Here is an 18,794-nt window from a genome sequence, read left to right as displayed (position 1 = left end):
AATTATGGACGATACAGTTCGTTCAACTGATCGGACTGCCAATACTTTTTTGAATCCGCGTTCATAATCGTTAACCTTCCTGGGCCACCGGCCCCGGTATCAAGGTTCCAGATATTGAAAGCGTTTAACGGCTGATCGGTCCCCCATTTTAAGGTGGCCGTATGACCAAGATAGATCTCGCTAAAATGAGGTGTTATGAGGTATGTTTCTTTTAGCCCATCGCTAGATAAGGTTACGCTTTTCGCTATAGCTTCCTCCCATAAGCTCCTGTTCCAGTAAAAATCTTCTGCGCGCTGCTGGTCAAATGGAAGGTTGTTCCTGAAGCCTGCATGCACAAAGCATCGGTTATGCGCGTCTACATGGTATAACTGTTGGGATGCGAAAAAATTTTTGTGTGATTTAGGGATATCAGCGGCTTCTAATGCAGTCTTATACCCACTTCCGGAAGAGCGGTACTTTCCTGACTTTCCCGCATAGTCAAGGTATGACCTGAGTGTGCCTAACCCGCCGTATGTCCAATACACGGGATGAAAATCTGTTTCGATAAATTCCAGCAGCCAGGTATCATGATTTCCTCTTATGGCAACCAGGTTGGGTATGTTTATCAGCATTTCCACACAATCATATACATCATTATGGCCGTCGCATACGTCGCCGAGCTGGATAAGGGTATCCTTTTCAGGGTCAAAGCCTGAACGCTGCAAACACTGCTCCAGTGCTTTGCTGGCCCCATGCAGATCCCCTATAACGAACGTACCCATGTTGCTTTTATTAAGCAGGAGAGAATTAGTATGTTAATTCCATTAGAGCGTCGCTATCCTTTGGCGTCATTAATTCAAGGTTTAATAATTTTCCATAGGTAAGCTTGCTGGTTGTTGTTTTGGGTTTGTTTTCGTTATCATCAAACATATTGCCGCCCGTGGTCTTGCCTATTTTCCGGGTGGAGAAGTTAACGCTTGTACTGCTTTCTTCGCCGGAAGCCCTGCTAAAGCTTTTGCAGTCGTAGCCAATCAATTCGAATTTTTCGTTTTGAAACCGAAATGTGTAGTCTGTATTGGTGACCCCATACGAACCACAACTGAGCCAATATTGGTAACTTAACTTTAATACCCCTTTTTCTATGTGTATGGCGCCGGTCTCACTCAACGGATCGGCCAGACATGTGGACTCGGCGTCGTCGGGGCTTGGAATAAAGCTTTCGTTTTTGGCTGCCAATGTATAAACCTTATCAGCCCCTTTGAACAGGACCAGCAGCATCCTTGGGTTTAGGTCCAGTGTATCAGATCCTAATCGCTCATTTTTGACCAGGTTTTCCGGGTTGGTATTCTGTATAATAATTGCCACATCACTGATAGCGTCTTTATTAAGGTCTCCTTTCGCTGTATAGGCGATTTTCCAACCCTGTGGCACAAACCCTTCAACGGTTGTCGCCTTTTTTTTAATAGTCGGGTTATGCTCCTGTGCAAATAAAATTTCAGAAGCAAACAGGAGAAAAACGATAAGTGAATGTTTTATCATTTGTAGTCTTTGATATTTTGTAAAGGTATAGCTTTTAGCTCTTGGTCGAAATTGGCGCTCTGCAACGTTTTACTGTGGAAAATCTTCGACACTATGATAATAGGAAAAGAAATATGATCAGGGTGTGTTCAAGGTTCTTTTTGAGTGCTGCAAGTGCTTTTGTCATATGCGCTTCGACGGTTTTCACTGAAATCCCTAGTTTATTGGCCACCTCTTCATTGCTGAAATTATAGTCTCTCCGAAGCACAAAGACTTCGCGACATTGCTGTGGTAGACTTTGTATTTTTTTGTAAATGGCAGACTGTGTTTCCTGTATCTCCAGCTTTTCGGGCACTTCCATTGAACGGGTAGCTACCAGATAATCACTGTCGAGAGGATGTGTTTTGGTTTTGTATTGTGTTTTTATGTGTTCTAGTATTTTAAACTTCAGGACAGCCTTTAAATAGAGTAAAGGGTTGTTGTCAACGGCTTCCTTTTTATTGTAAAAGGTAAGGAATGTATCCTGCACGATTTCCTCAGCTATTTCGATGCTTTTAGTCTTGCTATAGGCAATGGTTAGCAACTTTGTCGAGTGCCGCTCGTATAGTTGTTTAAATGCCAGCTCATCTCCTTTTTTGATCCCTGCCAGCAACTCATTGTCGATATGTATTAGTGTAGCGGTGATAGCATTTCGTTTGATGCATGCAAATTAATTAAATATTAAGTCTGAAAAAATAAAAAAAAGATGGGTTTTGATATAGGGTTGGAAACTTTTTCTGCCATTATATATAAGGAGGCATACCTGCATGGACAACGAACGGCTATCATATTTACTGGACAAATACGAGCAGGGGCTGTGTAGTGTAGCTGAACAAGCGGAGCTGGACGATTTCTATCACGCATTGGATGCCGGCGACCCACTTGAGCTGCCATCGCATATTCAGACCGACATAAAAGATTATATATCGGACCGTTACAAAAGGCTCAAAGCCATTATTGATGATCAGCAGCAGGGCGCGAAAAAGAAAGATCATACGGTTTTCTATAAAATCGCTGCAGCCGTTTTTGTGCTTGCAGCCACCGGCTTTATTTATTATCAGATTCAAAGACGGTTTTCTCATGTAACCAAGCTGCCGGCAGTAGCATCCTATGATGCAATGGCTGCCAGGGCAACCAGTGGCCGGTATGTCCGGTTACCCGATAGTTCCGTAGTGGTGCTACGTGCTGGTAGTAATTTGAAGATGGATGGCGCAGGATTTAATGTTGCAACGCGCAGCGTTAACCTGGTAGGAGAGGCTTACTTCGATATCCATCATGACAAAGACAAGCCTTTCATTATTACGGCGGGGCCGTTGAAGGTTACAGTATTGGGAACGGCTTTTAATATAAAGGAGCAGGGCGATTCTGTCACTGTAACCGTCACCAGGGGCAAGGTTCGCGTCGAACGCGCCGACAGGACCATCGCTGTGCTAACCAAAGATCAACAGCTAGTATATGCAAAGTCGGAAGCGGTTCAGCAGCAGGTAGCTTCCGCGGCAATTGCCAAATGGATGGTTTCAGGCCTGCAGTTTAAAGGAGAATCGCTTAGGGATATAGCTACAAAACTTCAGGAACGTTATGGAGTGGTAATAAATCTTGAGGGCAAACTAAACGATTGCAGGATAACGATCACCGACACTTTTAACGGTACCGAATCAATTGAGGAAGTCTTAAACTTTATATGTCCAATCGTAAATGCCAGCTTTGCTAAAAGCGGTACCAATTATACGATCTCCGGACAAGGTTGCGAATAAAAAATCCCCGCTGCCGGTAAGCAAAGCGGGGAGACTTAAAATGGGTTAGTAACCAATTTAATCATGGTGCAATATAAGAAGAAAATTGTCACATCATTGTGGCGAAAGGAGATCTGTTGTTTGCTCACACCTCCGTACTTTACAATAGCGAGGTTATGTCTGGTTTGGGCTATGCTTATGTTTAGCGTAGCAGGCTTCAGCCAGGGGGATAAACGCGTGCTTTTTGGCGCCAGTAAGGAGCCACTGTCAAAAGCGCTTACCCGGTTAGCTAAGGTGGCAGGTACAGCTATCGGCTTTCCTACGAATGAGGTTGAAAAAACCAGGCCGGTAAGCGTTCCTGATGCCACGCGTACGCTCACTGCAACCCTGGAGCTTCTGCTGAAGGGTACCCAGCTTGATTACAAATTTATAAAGGGCCGGGTTGTGATTTTCAAAAAAGGTATGGTGCCGGTTGCAGGCGGAAGCCGTAATCCCATCAATGTATCGGGAATGGTGGTTGATGAACAGATGCATCCCCTGACGGGAATATCGGTTGCCATTCAGGGAACCAATAGAGGGGTAGTTACCAATCGTGAGGGGCGTTTTTATATTGAACAAGTGGATGCCGACGCCCTTATTGCTGTTAAGGGTGTCGGCTATCCTGTGGAGTCCAGCCAGGCAGATAGTTTTATGCTATTCCGGCTAAAACCCCTGGTTTCGAGTCTCGAGGAAGTTCAGGTGTTAAGCATAGGCTATCAGGTCATACCAAAGGAGCGGGCGACGGGATCGTTTGTACATCTCGGCAACGCGCTCCTGAATAAAAGCGTCAGCACTAATATTGTGGATCGGCTCGAAGGAAACGTGACCGGACTTTTATTCAATAAGAATACACCTGCCAGTACAGACGGCGGCTATGACCTAAATATCAGGGGACATAGTACGCTATTCGCTAATGACCAACCGCTGATTGTAGTTGATAATTTTCCCTATGACGGCGATATAAAGAATATCAATCCTAATGATGTAGAAAGCATTACCATATTAAAGGATGCCGCAGCAGCGAGCATTTGGGGGGTAAGGTCAGGCAATGGCGTCATTGTGATAACGACGAAAAAGGGGCGTACAGATAAACCTGTAAACATCGACTTTAATGCCAACGTTACCGTTGGGGGGAAACCCGATCTCAATTACCGCCCCTCATTGGGAATTGATCCGGCAGATCGGGTGGACATACAAAGTATGCTTTTTGAAAAGGGTTATTATAATGCAAAGCTAAGCAGTACAAATTTTCAGGCTGTTCCGCTTGCAGTGAGTGTTCTTGATCAAGTTAGCAAGGGCCTGATCACCGAAGAGATGGGAAGCACATTGCTGACCGGGCTAAGAAATAACAACATCAATTCTGATCTCCGGAAGTATTTTTATCAAAGCAGCCTCAATCAGCAGTATGCTGTGAATTTCAGTGGTGGCGGTGTAAAGAATGATTATTACCTCTCCGCAGGTTACGACCGTAACCGGGGTGGCCAGGTAGGGTTTAGCAATGACCGGTTCAATTTTACGTCGAACCTAAACTTTTATCCCGCGAAGGGGCTGGTAATTTCATCAGGTATCAATTACACTATGTCCAATGCGAGGACCAATTCCGTTCTTGCAAATCTCAATAGCCTGAAGACAACGGGTTTGCTTCCTGAATATACCGATCTGGTTGATGACAACAACCGGGATGCCCTTGCGGTTATCCGGTCGTTTAATCCTTTGTACCTGGACACGCTAAGTAATCCCGGATTCAGGAACTGGCGTTACCGCCCGTATGAAGAGTTTGGCCTGGCGGACGCGTCGAATAGGCAAACCCATGCAAAAATTAACTTTGGCATTAAACAGGCTGTTACCAGCTGGCTTAGCTTGTCCGTTAAATACCAACGAGAGGCGGGCAATGTAAAAAATGATGAGTTTAATAGCGCCAGCACATTTTATACCCGCGATCTTTTCAACCGGTTCTATAACCCCGGTAGTACAAAGCCTTACCCGGTACCTTCCGATGGCGGTATTTTAAATAGCCGGATATCGGAGCTCAAATCGAGCCGGGGGAGAATACAGGCAGACATTGCGCACTCCTGGATCGGGGATCATAATTTAACTGCAATTGCCGGTGCTGAAATAAATGAAACAATCACCCAAAGCAATGCTTTTACCTATTACGGCTATAACAAACAGAATGCGACGCAGATCAATGTAGACCTGGTTACGGTTTTTCCGACAAATCCCGATGGCGCACAGTCGCTGCCTAATATCAACAACCTAAGCCGTTATACCGATCGTTATCTTTCTTACTTCAGCAATGCGAGCTATTCCTTTAAAGGCAGGTATATCATTTCAGGAAGCGGGCGGGTCGATAAGTCTAATTTATTTGGTGTGAAAACCAACCAGCAGGCTACACCCTTGTATTCCGGCGGCGTTTCATGGATATTCTCAAAGGAATCCTTTTACAGGTTTGGCTTCCTTCCTTATGGTAAGCTAAGGGTCACTTACGGCTACAATGGCAATATAGATAAGAGCGCTTCTGCCTATCACGCGTTCTATAATATTACCAGCAATTTCTACTACACGTTGCCCGCTGCTATAATACAACGGCCCGGTAATGATCAGCTGCGTTGGGAAAAGGTCAGGATTGTGAACTTTGGCTACGACTTTGCCTCTGCTAGAAACCGGGTTGCAGGTACTATAGAATTTTATATAAAGAAGGGGATCGATCTCTTTGGCAATGCCGCGCTTCCTGCTTCGACCGGTTTCACTGCATTTTACGGCAACACTGCCGGTACAATGACGAAGGGGATTGACCTTACGATCAACACGACAAATTTTAAATCACGGTCGTTTTCCTGGACATCCAATTTCCTTTTTAGCCGGGTGATGGACAAAGTGACAAAATACGATATGACGGAATCTGCATTATCCTATATCAACGGTATACGATCAAGCATTATTCAGCCCCTGGTCGGTAAACCCCTTTTTAGCGTTTATAGTTATGCCTGGGCCGGCCTCTCCCATGAGAACGGTGACCCGCAGGGATATTTAAACGGCAAGATAAGCACCGATTGGGCAGCTATACTTAATTCAACAACCGTCAGTAATATGGTTTATAACGGACCGGCAAGGCCAACAGTTTTTGGGGCACTAAGGAACACGCTGGCTTTTAAAAGCCTTTCCCTTTCCTTTAATATGCTCTATAAGTTTGGGTACTATTTCCGAAGACCTGCATTAAGCTATTCTGGCCTGTATGAAGGCGGAGGCAACAGGGATTATTACGACCGCTGGCAGCAGCCAGGTGATGAGCGGAATACGAATATTCCGTCGCAGGAATTGCTGCCGGTTACCAGCAGCCGGGAGAGCTTCTACCTTTTTTCATCGGCATTTATTGAAAAAGGCGATCATATCCGCTTGCAGGATATAACCATTCAGTATGAGTTACGCGCTCACCGGACGGACCGGATCGCAGGCGCCCGGAAAATCCAGCTGTACGGATATATTGATAATGTCGGCATCATCTGGAGAGCTAACAGAAGTGGCACTGATCCCGATGTTTATGCTCCGGGATATCCGGTACCCCGATCTTTTGCTATAGGCGCTAAATTTAATTTTTGAGATTATGACGACCAGAATACTATCAGGATGCTGCATCATATTGGCACTTTTATGGGGCTGTGATAAGGAAAAGGAATTTTTAGCTGCAAAGCCTAACCAGGCATTAGTGCTACCGTCAGGCTTGGATGATTATGACCGGATACTGAGTTACAGTACGCTGTTCAATAATTACGCCGACCCTGTCTTTGGCACAGCTTCAGCCGATGAATATTACCTTCCTGATGCAGCCTTAAATGCACTTCCTTATTCGTTTTATAGAAATATCTACACCTGGGCGAGCGATATTTACGAAGGCGAGACCCTTTTCAACGGCGGATGGGACAAATCTTACCAGCAGGTATTCAATTGCAACGTCATTTTGGAAGGGTTGGAGAAATTAGAGATTTCAAACACCGATATCTCAAAGTACAACCGGATAAAAGGCAGCGCATTGTTTTTTCGCTCATGGGCCTTTTACAACCTCGTACAGAATTTTGCAATGCCGTATAACCAAGCAACGGCTTCGCAGGAGCCAGGTATACCGCTGCGTTTAACGTCGGATATCAATAACCGCCCGCCCAGGGCATCGATTGAGAAGTGCTATGAGCAGATCTTAGCCGACCTGAACACAGCGCTGGCACTTTTGCCTGACTTTAGCCAGTACAAAACACAACCCTCGTCGGTTGTTACTCTGGGTTTTCTGGCGCGGATTTACCAGGCGATGGGTGACCACAATAAGGCTTTCGACTTTGCGGATAAGTTCCTTTCTAAATTCAGTACCCTTACCGACTACAATACCTTATCACCGTCCCGCACCTCGTCTATCAGTACGACTTTCCTTAATGAAGAAGTATTTCATACCTCCATCGCCAGCACCTCGCTTACCGCGCGCAGCGCAGCAAGGATTCCCAAAGAGCTTTACGATAGCTTCCGGGAAGCCGACCTTCGGAAGAAGCTGTTCTTTAGGATACTTAATAATGAGATTTTTTACAAGGGAAGCTATGATTTTTACGGGTACCCCTTTAGTGGGATAGCCACTGACGAAGTATTGCTGATAAGAGCCGAGTGTTACGCGCGTAGTCAAGACAAGGACGCCGCTTTGGCTGACCTGAATCGTCTTTTGAAAAAGCGCTGGTCGTCTGCTGCGGTATATGAGCCTGTTACTGCAGCTTCGGCGGATCAGGCGCTTGGAGTCATTTTAGGCGAACGAAAAAAAGAGCTGCTGTTTCGCGGGCTGCGATGGACAGACCTGAGAAGGTTTAACCAGGAGGAGCAGTTTAAAATGACCCTCCGCAGAATCGTTAACGGTAAAGAATATGTTTTGCCTCCCAACGATCCCCGCTATGCGCTTCCGATACCGCTAGAAGAAATCCAACTTAGCGGTATTCCTCAAAACAAAAGATAACAAATTTTAAATCATGAAAATATTTCCAAGCTTCATTTTAATTATGCTTTTGGCTGCGTTACATCCGGAAAATCGGATCATAGCCCAGTCAGTTATTATCACGGATACTTCATTGTTTAAGCAGGCAGAAGATGCGCGGCTGGAATTGTTCAATGGCGGTGTCGATGATCGCAGGACAAATACGCTTGTTTCGCCTTTGGTCAAAGACGGTAAATGCTTTTTTAACGTACCTCATTTAGCTGATACCATTTATTTTGTAGTAAGAGGAGTAAAGCAAGCGTTCCCAAACGCGTTGTTCTTGATATTTCCTAAAGATACAGTAGAAGTGCTGGCCGATCAGCAAAGTACCCGGTTCTTGGGCAGTAACAGCAGTGTTTATGAGTGCATTTATAAAATAGCCAAACTAGGCCAAACATATTTGAATGAACAAAGGTATCCTCAAAGGTCGCTTGACGACAAAAGGGCTGCTCTCGAATATTTGAGTGTTTGCAAGCAACTTTATAACGATCAGCAGAAGATTATAACAGCTTACAGTGGGAAAATTCCGCCGAGAATTTATAAGCATATAATAGATCAGCAGTTATTAAGCCTGCAAGCCGACGCCTGCTGGATGCTTAACCGAAAAATTATCGACCAGCAAACCGCAGCGGCGTATGTTAGGGACAGCCTGCCCGAGCCGACCTTCTATGATACTGGCATTAAATCCATATCTTATCCAAGATATATATTCGAGATGCAAAGCGTTAAACGAACCAAAATTGAAGGTAATCCTAAGCTAACGTTTAATGAGAAATATGATTTTGTATACAATAATTTTAAGGGCGAGAAGCGTAAACAGCTGATGGCATATATCCTTACCGGACCGGGACGGTCTGTTACATTGAACGTCAAACAGGCTGCTTTCTACAAAGCCAATACCGACCCTGTTTTTAGACCTGTTTATGAGGCCTTGACAAAAGTCCGTATAACCGGTACTTTGGCCAGGAATTTCTCTTTGACCGGCGTGGACGGAAAAGTATATTCACTGGATAGTTTTAAAGACAAGGTGATCGTTATTGATTTTTGGTTTACCGGTTGCGGTGCCTGTGTTCATATGACACCGGTTCTGGCACGCGCTGCTAAAAAACTTGAAGGCAAACAGGTTGTGTTTCTGAGCGTCTGTGTAGATGAAAGCTCCGACAAATGGAAGAAAAGTTTAAAGGGGTATTTATACAGCTTTGATGGCGCGGTGAAATTATACACGCAAGGAGAAGGAATGGCCCATCCGATTATTAAAGATTATAATGTGGTCGGCTATCCGACGATTGTGGTTCTTTCTAAGGAAAGAAGCGTATTGCCGTTAAAGAATGATCCACGCGCCGATCAGGGGCAAAATCTCATGGATAGCATCAATGCATATTTGGATGGGGAGTTAATTTAAAGGGAGGGGATATTCTGTCACATCCCCTCCCTTTTTTTTATTGATAGGCTTCTCCTGTTGCTGTTTGTCCAGGAGGCATGGAGCCATCAGCAGGTTTGCTTTCTGCAAGTACCTCGCATGATGCTCCGGCCAAAGGAGCGCAGTCAAGCTCATTTTCGGATATTTCGCTGAAATCATCAGTCCAGTGGAACGGTTGCGGGCTACCAATGGCATTTCTCACAGCGTAGTAGGTAGTGAGGGTTGCTTTGGATTCTATTTTCGCAGGTGATTCGGTACTTTCTTTTGTTTCCCCCTTAGGGTTTCCGGCATATGATACAGCAGCGAAGCCCAGTACCAGGGCAGATAAGAATAGTGTTTTCATAAAATTGAGATTTTGTTGTTAGTGAATGTTAGATAAAAGGGTTGGCTATTACAGCCTGCTGGAGGTGTTTTTACTAGCCAGGTGAACAATAGTTTTCGTCAGCAATTGTTAGAGGTCAATTAGTGTGGTTTATAGATATATAGTTTATTTCAATATTTATGTAGGGGCAAATTCAGTATTTTTCATTTTCAATGTTGCGCCTGTAACCCACAAGTGCGCTACTGCGCACTGCTCACTAGCCAGGGCAGCAACTGCTGGCATACGAAATCGTCGTGTAGACAGTTTCGTTTGATGGGTTTCCAACCACTTTTGTTACTGTGCTGGCAAAAACATACAGTGATTTTGCCGTAGGAAGCTTTTTGGCTTTCGATTCTTTAGTCATAATGAAATGGTTTATTCAGCGCGGAATTGCTGCTGAGATTTAAAAGTACTACTGCCTGACATCCATTTCCAAATCCGATTCGTAACCGGTCGATTTTCTGTCGCAAGATGCAAAAATCGATACCTAAAATTCAAATCTTAATTTTTACTTATGGAGTACCAGCGTTACAGAACTGTCTTGCTTCATTTGTTGGGATTGTCCTTTTTTGTAGGATATGAGATCGTTTTACTGTTCATTTTCGGCACGCCGCCGACTTTCCGGGGCTACCTGGCATTCGGTCTTGATATTGCCACCTTTTATATAAACCTGCTTTGGGTTATACCTTATCTCTTTACTCCTGGCAGGCAGTTGCTATTCATTACCCGTTTATGTATTCTGGTAGTAATACATCTTGCCCTTAGAAATCTGATTACCTACTGGAACGGGCGACAGGTGTTCGACTGGACGGAATTTATCGTTAGTAAAAGGATTATAGTAGTCCTTTGGAGGCTTTTATATATAATTGGTCTGGGCTTTCTTTTCCAGCTGATAAAGGAGCGGCAGCGCCGTGAACGTGAGCGACAACAGTTGCAGTTAAGAATGATGACAACTGCCGCAGAGGCGGCCAGGGTTGAAAGTACATTGTTCCAGATGCAGCTTAGCCCTCATTTGCTGTTCAATACACTGACCTTTATCCAGGCGAAGGCGCAGGAAATACATCCAGCCGTTGAGCAGGCCATAAACCTGTTAGCCGATATTAGTCGCCATTCCCTGATAGATATTCGCAGTATTAAGACGGTGTCCCTTGCTGATGAAATTCAGGAGATCCGAAATAGAATAAGACTTCAGGGGCTTTTAAACGAATCCGAACTATGCCTGGTTTTTAATACAGTTATCGAAGAAGGTGCAGATCAGCTACAGCTGCCACCGTCATTGCTGTTAACCCTTACCGACAATGTAATTAAATATGGTGTGCTAAACGATCTCGAGTTTCCCGCACGCCTGGAAGTTTTCGCAAATAAAAATTCACTGCGCTATTATTCCTGGAATCTTAAGACGTTAAATGCCCGTCGAGGTGCGGGCCTGGGAATTAATGGCGTTAAAAGCATACTGGAATATTATTACCCGGGCAGATATACAATGGACATTATTGACCGGGAAGACTGTTACAGTCTTGAATTAAAGATTGAGTTATGAAAATCAGTTGCTATATAGTGGACGATCAGCCGCATGTAATCGATATGCTCAGCTACTATGTGCGGGGTACGGAGGGGTTGGAGTTGATCGGGTCCGAGAGAAACCCCATTTGCGCCATAAATAAGATATTCAGCGGGGTCGTTCAGCCGGACATTCTTTTTCTGGATATAGATATGCCGGACATGGACGGCTTGGAACTATCGCGCCAGGTGGGAGACAGGGCTGTTGTTATTTTTATAACCGGGCATTCAGAACATGCACTGGAAGCGTTTGATATTGGCGCGGCTGACTATCTGCTGAAGCCACCAAGCATGAATTCTTTTCTGCGAGCTGTTGACAGGGCAAAAGAGCGTCTCAAACAACGGCAGCCGCCGGAGCTGCTGTCGGATTTTATATTTGTACGGCTGGATAGTCGCAATCTTACAAAAGTTCAGTTAAACGATATAGAACGGATTACGGTCAACGATAAATATGTTTATTTGTTCCTGGTTGGAAATAAGAAGCCGCTGATTATTAATAATTCACTCAATCATATAGAGGCAGCACTTCCGGCGCATTTGTTTGTACGTATTCAGAAGTCCTGCATGGTGAACCTTACTCATGTGCAAAGTGTGGTAGCCAACAGGGTCATTATGAACGATGGTACAATTGTTGAAGTTGCGCGCCGGTTCTTGCAGAATTTTTATGCAAGGTTAAATGCAATATAAGGTGAGGTTTTATGAAACTTCGGCCTTGTGCCGGTGTTTACGGCTCTTATGTTCCAACATGAGAAAATTGTATAAAACCATTTCATGCATCCGCTGGTGCGTTGCAAACAGCCGATTGACATGCATGTGCAATAAGTCGGCGAGCAGTTTTTGTCTTCGCTCTTCCGGACAGTGCCGCAATATGTCTGTAAACGATATTTTTAGGTGCTCATGGAGGGCATGGCTTTTAAGGTTTAAGGGGGGCGTTGTTTCTTTTTGAAATTCCTTGTACCGCCGGTTCAATTCTTTAAAGTGTATGTTAGTGATTTTATGCTCCTGGTTGTAGGCGTCACTCATCGTTTGAAGAAAACTGTTGATCTGCTGTTCGGTTAGAATATCACTGTCCCGAATCTCCTGGAGAATATCCGCACATAGGCGATATCTTGCATTAGCTGTTAGCATGGCCTGGAGCATTGCCAGCACAAATTCACTATCGCGATAAAAGTGCACTTCTACCCGTTCCATCATTTCAAGGGAATACCGGGCTGTCTCCTTATGATAAGTGCCCAGCTTTATATCGCGAATAATACCGTTGTCGAGTTCCGGTTGCAATAATGCCGTCAGTTCGCCGGTTAATGCATGACCCAGGGATGTGTCTTTTAGTTGCATCCGCAACCGTATGTGATCACCACCTTCATTGTAACGGATAAAGAACCATTTTTCAAGAGCGGAACGATTGTTTTCGAGAAAACTATTGATTTTTTCATTTAGCAGCGCTTCCGCCCTGTGTGGATTGCAGAAAATCTGGTAATACAGCCAGTCAGCTCCGGGCGCGATGCAGACTTTTCTTGCGGCGACAGTGTCTACTTCGCCGGCGGGTATTGGTCGGGCCACCACACTATCGTGTTGAAGCGTAAAAATAAATTGTGGAAGAAATGGGCGTCCATCGGGTGTTTTTACAATCGGGTTTCGCGGCAGTAGTGCTTCATCCACATACAAACTATCGCTTTTTTCGAGCATACCCAGTAATAACAGGATGTTCTCTTCCTTTTCCACGTCCAATAGCAGCGTTTGGTCGGCGAAGCCTGTTCGCAGGTACCTGCCGGGAATCCTTCCTTTTAGATGGGCTTTCAAGGATTGTACCCTGTCCGGCGAAGTTCCCGGCTTGATGGCCTTTTTGTCCAGTCTCCAGCTGGCGGGGCTCACAATAATGTTTTTGAACTGGATTCGAGGGTAATGATTCAGTCCCGGGAGCAGCCCAGACGGACGGAATAACATTTCCGTTCGTAGTCCCTGGTTTTGGACGTCCAGCAGGAACCGGAACAGAGAGAGATTCGAACGCATATAGTTGTAGGTGGTCGTCATACGCGGAACCATCCTCTTGCTCAGCCGCAAGGAGCGCAAAACTACTTCATTGTTTCTTATACTCACCACAAGGTCATTGACCCCAATTGGGGCGCTTGATGTATCATAATTGAGAATATTCAGTTGCAGCTCATAGATAGAAGGCCTTCGATTGATATTGTCAACACCGGTTTCTTTGGTATATCCGACATCAAAAAGCAGTACGTCCGGGTTTGCGGCCTGTTCAAATTGTGCAATTTCTCTGCAGAAATCGGCTAACGGCTTTACACCAAAAGCAAACCTGCCGGCAATTGAGATAGCGGTTGCACCCCCGAGGTAATCAATCAGCAATAGATCATCGGCAATTGTAACACCTGCGCTGAAACTATTAGGCAATTTATCCGCTGGTTCAGATGCTGCCAACTGTTCCAGATCAATAGCGCCCTGGTTCTGCCCATGCTCCAGCATTGCTTTGCAAAGCCTGGCTTGTAGCTGTGTTCTTTGTTGTGTGGATGGTGTTTCCCGGTCGCCGGTTAAAAAAGGCTCAAGCAACTTGTCCCCATCATATAGCTCCAGGCTGCCATAGCCTATGCCCGCCTCTGCATCAAGCACCATCATAAGTGGAACTTCCGCTTCTTCGAACCGTTTAAGGAATTGGGTTTTAAAACTTTTAAGGGCATCAGGTTGGCTATCCGGTAGTACTTTTTGCAGCACGTTTACCAGTTCAGGCAGGTGTCGTAACAGTTTTTTATCAATGCTACCCACAGTAGCGGATCGTTCCGCAACCAGGTAACTTTTGTTGGAAATCGCTGTTTCAGCCGAGCGTGTGAAATAATCCTCACCAATGATGTTGGGATGCAGGGAAGAAATCAGCAGCTGCAGGTTTAGGAGATGTTCGGTATAAGCTTCCAGTTCTTCAGACGAGATCAGATCCTTCACCCGTTCCTGGAGTTCCTTGAAGGGAATAGGAATATTGCAGTGCTGCAGAATTGCTGTAATAATCGGATCATGATCGATCGCGACGAGCTGGAAGTCCTGCGCTGTTTTTTGCACAAACCGGATTTCATGCAATAGTTCATAAAAGGTGGTGTTAGCAAAGAGTAGTGCATTTGCTGTTTGTACTTTTTCAAGCTGAGGAATTTCGTTCGGCAAGTCCGACCAGTCAGAGAACCGGTGTATCCGAGGTTCCGCTGGGACGACAATATCGTTTGTAGTGCTGTCAAGGGTTGTCATTCCCACAGTGGCAAACTGCGCGTAGGGCGTAGCACGGTAGCAGGCCCTGTTAAAATATTTCCTCACGGTAGCCTGTATTTTCCGGTCTGTTCTTTGAAGTTGTTGATAGGTGAGCGCCTTTATCACTTCGTAGAAATCCGGCGAGGCATCCCGGATCATTTCTTTAAGATCCTCCCATCGGCTGTTTAGGTCTTCGCGGTAGGAAAAGCGAGGCAGTCGGAGGATTACCTTGTCATTTATGGTAAGTCGGGTCATGGCATTCATTTTGCCCCAACCTAAATAACTGTTATGGGAGTAACAAAAGCGATGTGCAAGCGGTCGGATTTTGCGCGTGAAACGCATAATGGGCGCGTGAAACACAAGTGATTTGGTTGGCGGAGCAGCAGTAAGTGTACCTGCCAGAAAATAATCCCCTTCAAACGCGAAAGGCGGTAGGCCGTACCGGCTTTTTTTTATTATCGACCGTTTCCCAGGTCTGCATAGTGTTTAAAGACTGCGGCGGGACTGCCTTTGTAATCTACTTATTCATTCGAGGTTTTTATTTTGACGTACCATGGAACAAATGATTCTATATAATATCCATTGTTGATTTTCTTTTTTACTCGCTTTCCATTTGTCAAAATGTACAATTTCCCGTTTCTTGCAGACATTGTTTTCGGGCATAAATTCAAATTTTGCTCAAATTGAAAAACGCTGAACGCTCGTTTGTCAATTTCTAAGTCCGTTTTTTTTGAAATTTCGTCTTTGGAAAGAATCAAACTATCCTTTAAGCTTCCGTTTTTACCAAAAAAACTGAGTGTGTCATATATAGGGGTCGGTATAAGGAATATTGTATTGTGTTCGAATTTCCACCTCCCTTTTGCCCAACCTCTATAGGTGTCAACCGAATAGAAGAATTTGAAAGTTGAGTCACCATTTAACCAAATTTTACTATCCTCTCGTTTATACTGCCCAATTATCGAGCGCTGGGAATACGAGATTGTAAATGTCGAAATGAATAATGTTAAGAGTGATATTTTCATAATATGTATGCAATTTCGGGTAAATTTGTGCAGCGTCCAAACCAATAATAAAAGCATGCAGATAAGTTTTCCAGAAAGTATACAAATAATGTATGGAAATTGCGATTTCATTAAATAGAGCGGTTTCCTGGAACTCGGATGCAGACATAATAACCTTTTTACATAGTACCGGCTGGGGTCTCTACTCTGGACTTTCATTAGAAAGTTGAAAGATCACTCGAACATTAAAGCTACCGGGAGATAATTCCCGCCTCAAATGCAAATGCTGTAAGACCGTTCCTGCTGCTGATGTCATATTTAAGGAACAGGTTATTGCGGAAAGTGTGCACAGTGCGTTCGCTGACGCGCATTTTATCTGCGATCTCTTTATAGGACATTTCCTGGTGGCAGTAGCTTAAGAACTCCGCTTCCCTTGGGGAAATGCCCGGTATTTCCTGCCTGCTGGCTACTACGGCTGTTTTTACCAGGTCCTGTGAAAAGTAGTAGTCTCCTTCCCGGATATAGGCAAAAGCTTCCAGCAGCTCTTCGCGGCGGCAGCCTTTGGTCAGAAAGCCTTTTGCTCCCCTTTGTAACATACTGCCGATGCTAAATGCGGCATCATGCATGGACAGAACGAGAACCGGCAAATCAGGAAACTCACGACTAAGCAATTTCATGGCCTCGTAACCGTTCATTTTCGGCATATTGATGTCCAGCAGGCAAAGATCGGGGGAACGGTCTTCCGGCCCCAGAGAGCGGAGGACGTCGAGCAGCTCCTGCCCGTTGGCGGCCTTGTGCGTAACCCGGTAATCTTTCGTGCTGTTGATCATATAGGTCATGGCATCCACATATATAATATGATCATCTGCAAATATGATTTCTGTAACAGATTCCATTGTCATTAAATTTTCAGTGATAATAATACAGTACTGCCCTTTTGTACAGCTGTTTTCACCTCCAGGATGCCACCCAGTAATTTGGCCCGTTCCTTCATGGTAAGGAGTCCCATTCCTTTAGAGGCAAGTGAGCTGTCAAATCCAACGCCATCATCCGTAATTTCCATTTCCATCATTTTTGTGCTTTCATTGAGCGCGATTTTGATTGTGAGCATACCGGCATTCGCATGACGCAGGATATTATGAATGGCTTCCTGAACAATGCGAAAGAGTATCAGGGTTTGCGTATTGCCCAACCTGGGCATCTGTTCCTCCGGTGGGTGAACAAATGCCGTTTGCAGCGAACTGTTTAATGAAAGATAGGCTAGCTCTCTTTTTATGGAAGGGACAAGGCCCATCCGCTCAACCTGCTGTCCGTTAAGCCGGTGGCACAGGTTACGGCTGTTATCAATCGTGCTTCGGATGCGGGTGATCGATGCTTCAAATATCTGGTCATTTCTTTCTTCCTTGTTTTTTGATAGTTCTGTTTCCATAATCAAAACAACACTGCCTAAAACCTGGCCGATATTATCATGTACTTCCCTTGAAACCGCCCTGTATGCCTGCTCTTGTATTTCCAGCTTTAATTTTAATAGGTCGCTTTCGGTTTTCTGCTGGACTTCCTGCAGCTTCATTCTGTAATTGTTCAAGCGCTGTTTTTGAATGACAGCAAATGCGATCGCAAAAAAAACAAGCAGGATCACCAGCAAAATGCCATATACAATCAAGATGATTAGTTCTGACGCATTATTCATGGGGCCGCCATTTACGATTATATAAAAGATAGATAATACCGAAAGCAATGTAGTTGACCAGGCTGAATAGCCAGAGACCGGTATAGATAAAATTCAGCCCGGAATTTGTGTTGCTGACTTTTAGTAAACGCAATGCCAGGTAGGCAATATATGTGGTGAGGTAGTGAAACAGGACGATTAGTGTTATCCAAAAATGCATTTTCCGGTGTATAAATATGCACGCTTCATCCATCAGGAAGTCATAAACGGTGATGAGTGCCAGGGTGCACCCGAAAAGCCCTTCCAGCAATAGATAATAGGAGTTCATTGTCGTAATTGGCTGGATAAGAGATGTATTGATTACAGCGATAATTACGCATAGAACAGAGAACCAGAATCCAAGACGAAATTTGCGAATGGTTGGAGATACGCTTTCAAAATATATCGATAATGCGAAGAATAGCAATGGGCTTAGGATATGAAAGACGGGCATGTTGTTACTATACGCCCTTGCCATGTAGAACGCGGCTAATTCGCTTAAAGCTGTAAGCCCAATGTAAACACAGAGAATCTTTAACGAATGGGGTAGTGCCTTTACTTTTACGAGGGCGCAGCCGAAAGCAAAAAGAGCAGCCGTGAGTAATACTGTTCGCATCGCTGTGTTTGTTTATTGTAGCGCCCCAGCCGGATGACCAAGCGCATCGCAATTGTCCGGGCACGGCATACCATTGTCGAGTAGCAATTGCCTTATCAGGTGGAACACATATTTGTTCTCCTTGTTTACCCCAGCGATAACTGCTGTCAGGCCAGCGACTCCCGGTGGAGGAACCTTTCCCTCGCCACCTGCAAGTATGTAGTCCATATCGTGGGCCAGCATAAACCGAACCATTTTGATAGTGGTGTCTTTTAAATATGCCCGTAAACTATCTGCGTTATAGGCAATAGCGCGCAGGTACAAATCTTGTTGGGGGTATTTTATGGAAGTCAGGTAGCTCTGAATCATCCGGTTTGCTTGTGCTTTTGTAATAAATACAGGTTCGTTCGTAGGCGTATTGGCCGGACGTAAAGGGTTGCCGGATGATCGGGTACATGAGGCTAACAAAAGGCTGAAAGCAGAGATCAATAGAAAGACTGACACATTTTTCATGGTGGGGTTTTGTTTAGAGTATTATATAAAGTAATATCAAATATATTGCAATATTGGCAAAACCATATCCGCCATGGAGCGGA

Annotated in this window: 15 protein-coding genes; 6 read left to right on the top strand and 9 right to left on the bottom strand. The window is 44.8% G+C overall.

Features of this window, described 5'->3' with window-relative positions:
* Positions 1-2 precede the first annotated feature (2 nt).
* From LL912_RS12620 to LL912_RS12610, 3 genes are all read right to left on the bottom strand, one after another.
* Positions 3-761: a metallophosphoesterase gene (locus tag LL912_RS12620; RefSeq protein WP_235553931.1), complete on the bottom strand. Its 759-nt coding sequence runs from the start codon at positions 759-761 to the stop codon at positions 3-5.
* Between the two features lie 25 nt (positions 762-786).
* Positions 787-1,518 (bottom strand): hypothetical protein, encoded by a 732-nt coding sequence (locus LL912_RS12615; RefSeq protein ID WP_235553930.1) that lies wholly within the window; start codon positions 1,516-1,518, stop codon positions 787-789.
* Positions 1,519-1,609: 91 nt separating this feature from the next.
* The gene (locus LL912_RS12610; RefSeq protein WP_235553929.1) at positions 1,610-2,149 is read right to left on the bottom strand and encodes an RNA polymerase sigma factor; all 540 of its coding nucleotides are present in this window, start codon (positions 2,147-2,149) and stop codon (positions 1,610-1,612) included.
* Positions 2,150-2,303: 154 nt separating this feature from the next.
* On the opposite strand from LL912_RS12610, the gene LL912_RS12605 reads away from it, so the two are divergent.
* The 4 genes from LL912_RS12605 (at position 2,304) to LL912_RS12590 (ending at position 9,712) form a co-directional block, all read left to right on the top strand.
* Positions 2,304-3,290, top strand: a complete 987-nt coding sequence (locus LL912_RS12605; RefSeq protein WP_235553928.1) for a FecR family protein — start codon at positions 2,304-2,306, stop codon at positions 3,288-3,290.
* A gap of 171 nt (positions 3,291-3,461) precedes the next feature.
* Positions 3,462-6,908: a SusC/RagA family TonB-linked outer membrane protein gene (locus LL912_RS12600; RefSeq protein WP_235553927.1), complete on the top strand. Its 3,447-nt coding sequence runs from the start codon at positions 3,462-3,464 to the stop codon at positions 6,906-6,908.
* Positions 6,909-6,912: 4 nt separating this feature from the next.
* Entirely contained in the window at positions 6,913-8,292 is a 1,380-nt protein-coding gene (locus tag LL912_RS12595; RefSeq protein WP_235553926.1) for a RagB/SusD family nutrient uptake outer membrane protein, read from the top strand.
* Positions 8,293-8,305: 13 nt separating this feature from the next.
* Positions 8,306-9,712: a TlpA family protein disulfide reductase gene (locus LL912_RS12590; protein ID WP_235553925.1), complete on the top strand. Its 1,407-nt coding sequence runs from the start codon at positions 8,306-8,308 to the stop codon at positions 9,710-9,712.
* A gap of 37 nt (positions 9,713-9,749) precedes the next feature.
* Here the strand turns inward: LL912_RS12590 and LL912_RS12585 are convergent, their stop codons facing one another.
* A complete protein-coding gene (locus tag LL912_RS12585; protein WP_235553924.1) occupies positions 9,750-10,073 on the bottom strand; it encodes a hypothetical protein in 324 nt (107 codons plus the stop codon).
* Between the two features lie 532 nt (positions 10,074-10,605).
* On the opposite strand from LL912_RS12585, the gene LL912_RS12580 reads away from it, so the two are divergent.
* Complete coding sequence (locus tag LL912_RS12580) at positions 10,606-11,631, top strand: histidine kinase (protein ID WP_235553923.1); 1,026 nt, start codon at positions 10,606-10,608, stop codon at positions 11,629-11,631.
* Complete coding sequence (locus LL912_RS12575) at positions 11,628-12,338, top strand: LytR/AlgR family response regulator transcription factor (RefSeq protein ID WP_235553922.1); 711 nt, start codon at positions 11,628-11,630, stop codon at positions 12,336-12,338. Before LL912_RS12580 ends, LL912_RS12575 begins: the two co-directional genes overlap by 4 nt.
* 9 nt (positions 12,339-12,347) lie before the next feature.
* On the opposite strand, the gene LL912_RS12570 is transcribed toward LL912_RS12575, so the two are convergent.
* The 5 genes from LL912_RS12570 to LL912_RS12550 form a co-directional block, all read right to left on the bottom strand.
* Positions 12,348-15,149 (bottom strand): lantibiotic dehydratase, encoded by a 2,802-nt coding sequence (locus LL912_RS12570; protein ID WP_235553921.1) that lies wholly within the window; start codon positions 15,147-15,149, stop codon positions 12,348-12,350.
* A gap of 997 nt (positions 15,150-16,146) precedes the next feature.
* Positions 16,147-16,791: a response regulator transcription factor gene (locus LL912_RS12565; RefSeq protein WP_235553920.1), complete on the bottom strand. Its 645-nt coding sequence runs from the start codon at positions 16,789-16,791 to the stop codon at positions 16,147-16,149.
* A gap of 5 nt (positions 16,792-16,796) precedes the next feature.
* Positions 16,797-17,585, bottom strand: a complete 789-nt coding sequence (locus tag LL912_RS12560; RefSeq protein WP_235553919.1) for a sensor histidine kinase — start codon at positions 17,583-17,585, stop codon at positions 16,797-16,799.
* Positions 17,578-17,892 (bottom strand): hypothetical protein, encoded by a 315-nt coding sequence (locus LL912_RS12555; RefSeq protein ID WP_235553918.1) that lies wholly within the window; start codon positions 17,890-17,892, stop codon positions 17,578-17,580. Before LL912_RS12555 ends, LL912_RS12560 begins: the two co-directional genes overlap by 8 nt.
* Positions 17,893-18,231: 339 nt before the next feature.
* The gene (locus tag LL912_RS12550; protein ID WP_235553917.1) at positions 18,232-18,711 is read right to left on the bottom strand and encodes a hypothetical protein; all 480 of its coding nucleotides are present in this window, start codon (positions 18,709-18,711) and stop codon (positions 18,232-18,234) included.
* Between the last annotated feature and the right edge of the window lie 83 nt (positions 18,712-18,794).

This window comes from Niabella agricola, assembly GCF_021538615.1.
Lineage (GTDB): Bacteria > Bacteroidota > Bacteroidia > Chitinophagales > Chitinophagaceae > Niabella > Niabella agricola.
The sequence above is the reverse complement of the archived record's forward strand: the minus strand, read 5'-3'. Positions and strand labels throughout refer to the sequence as shown.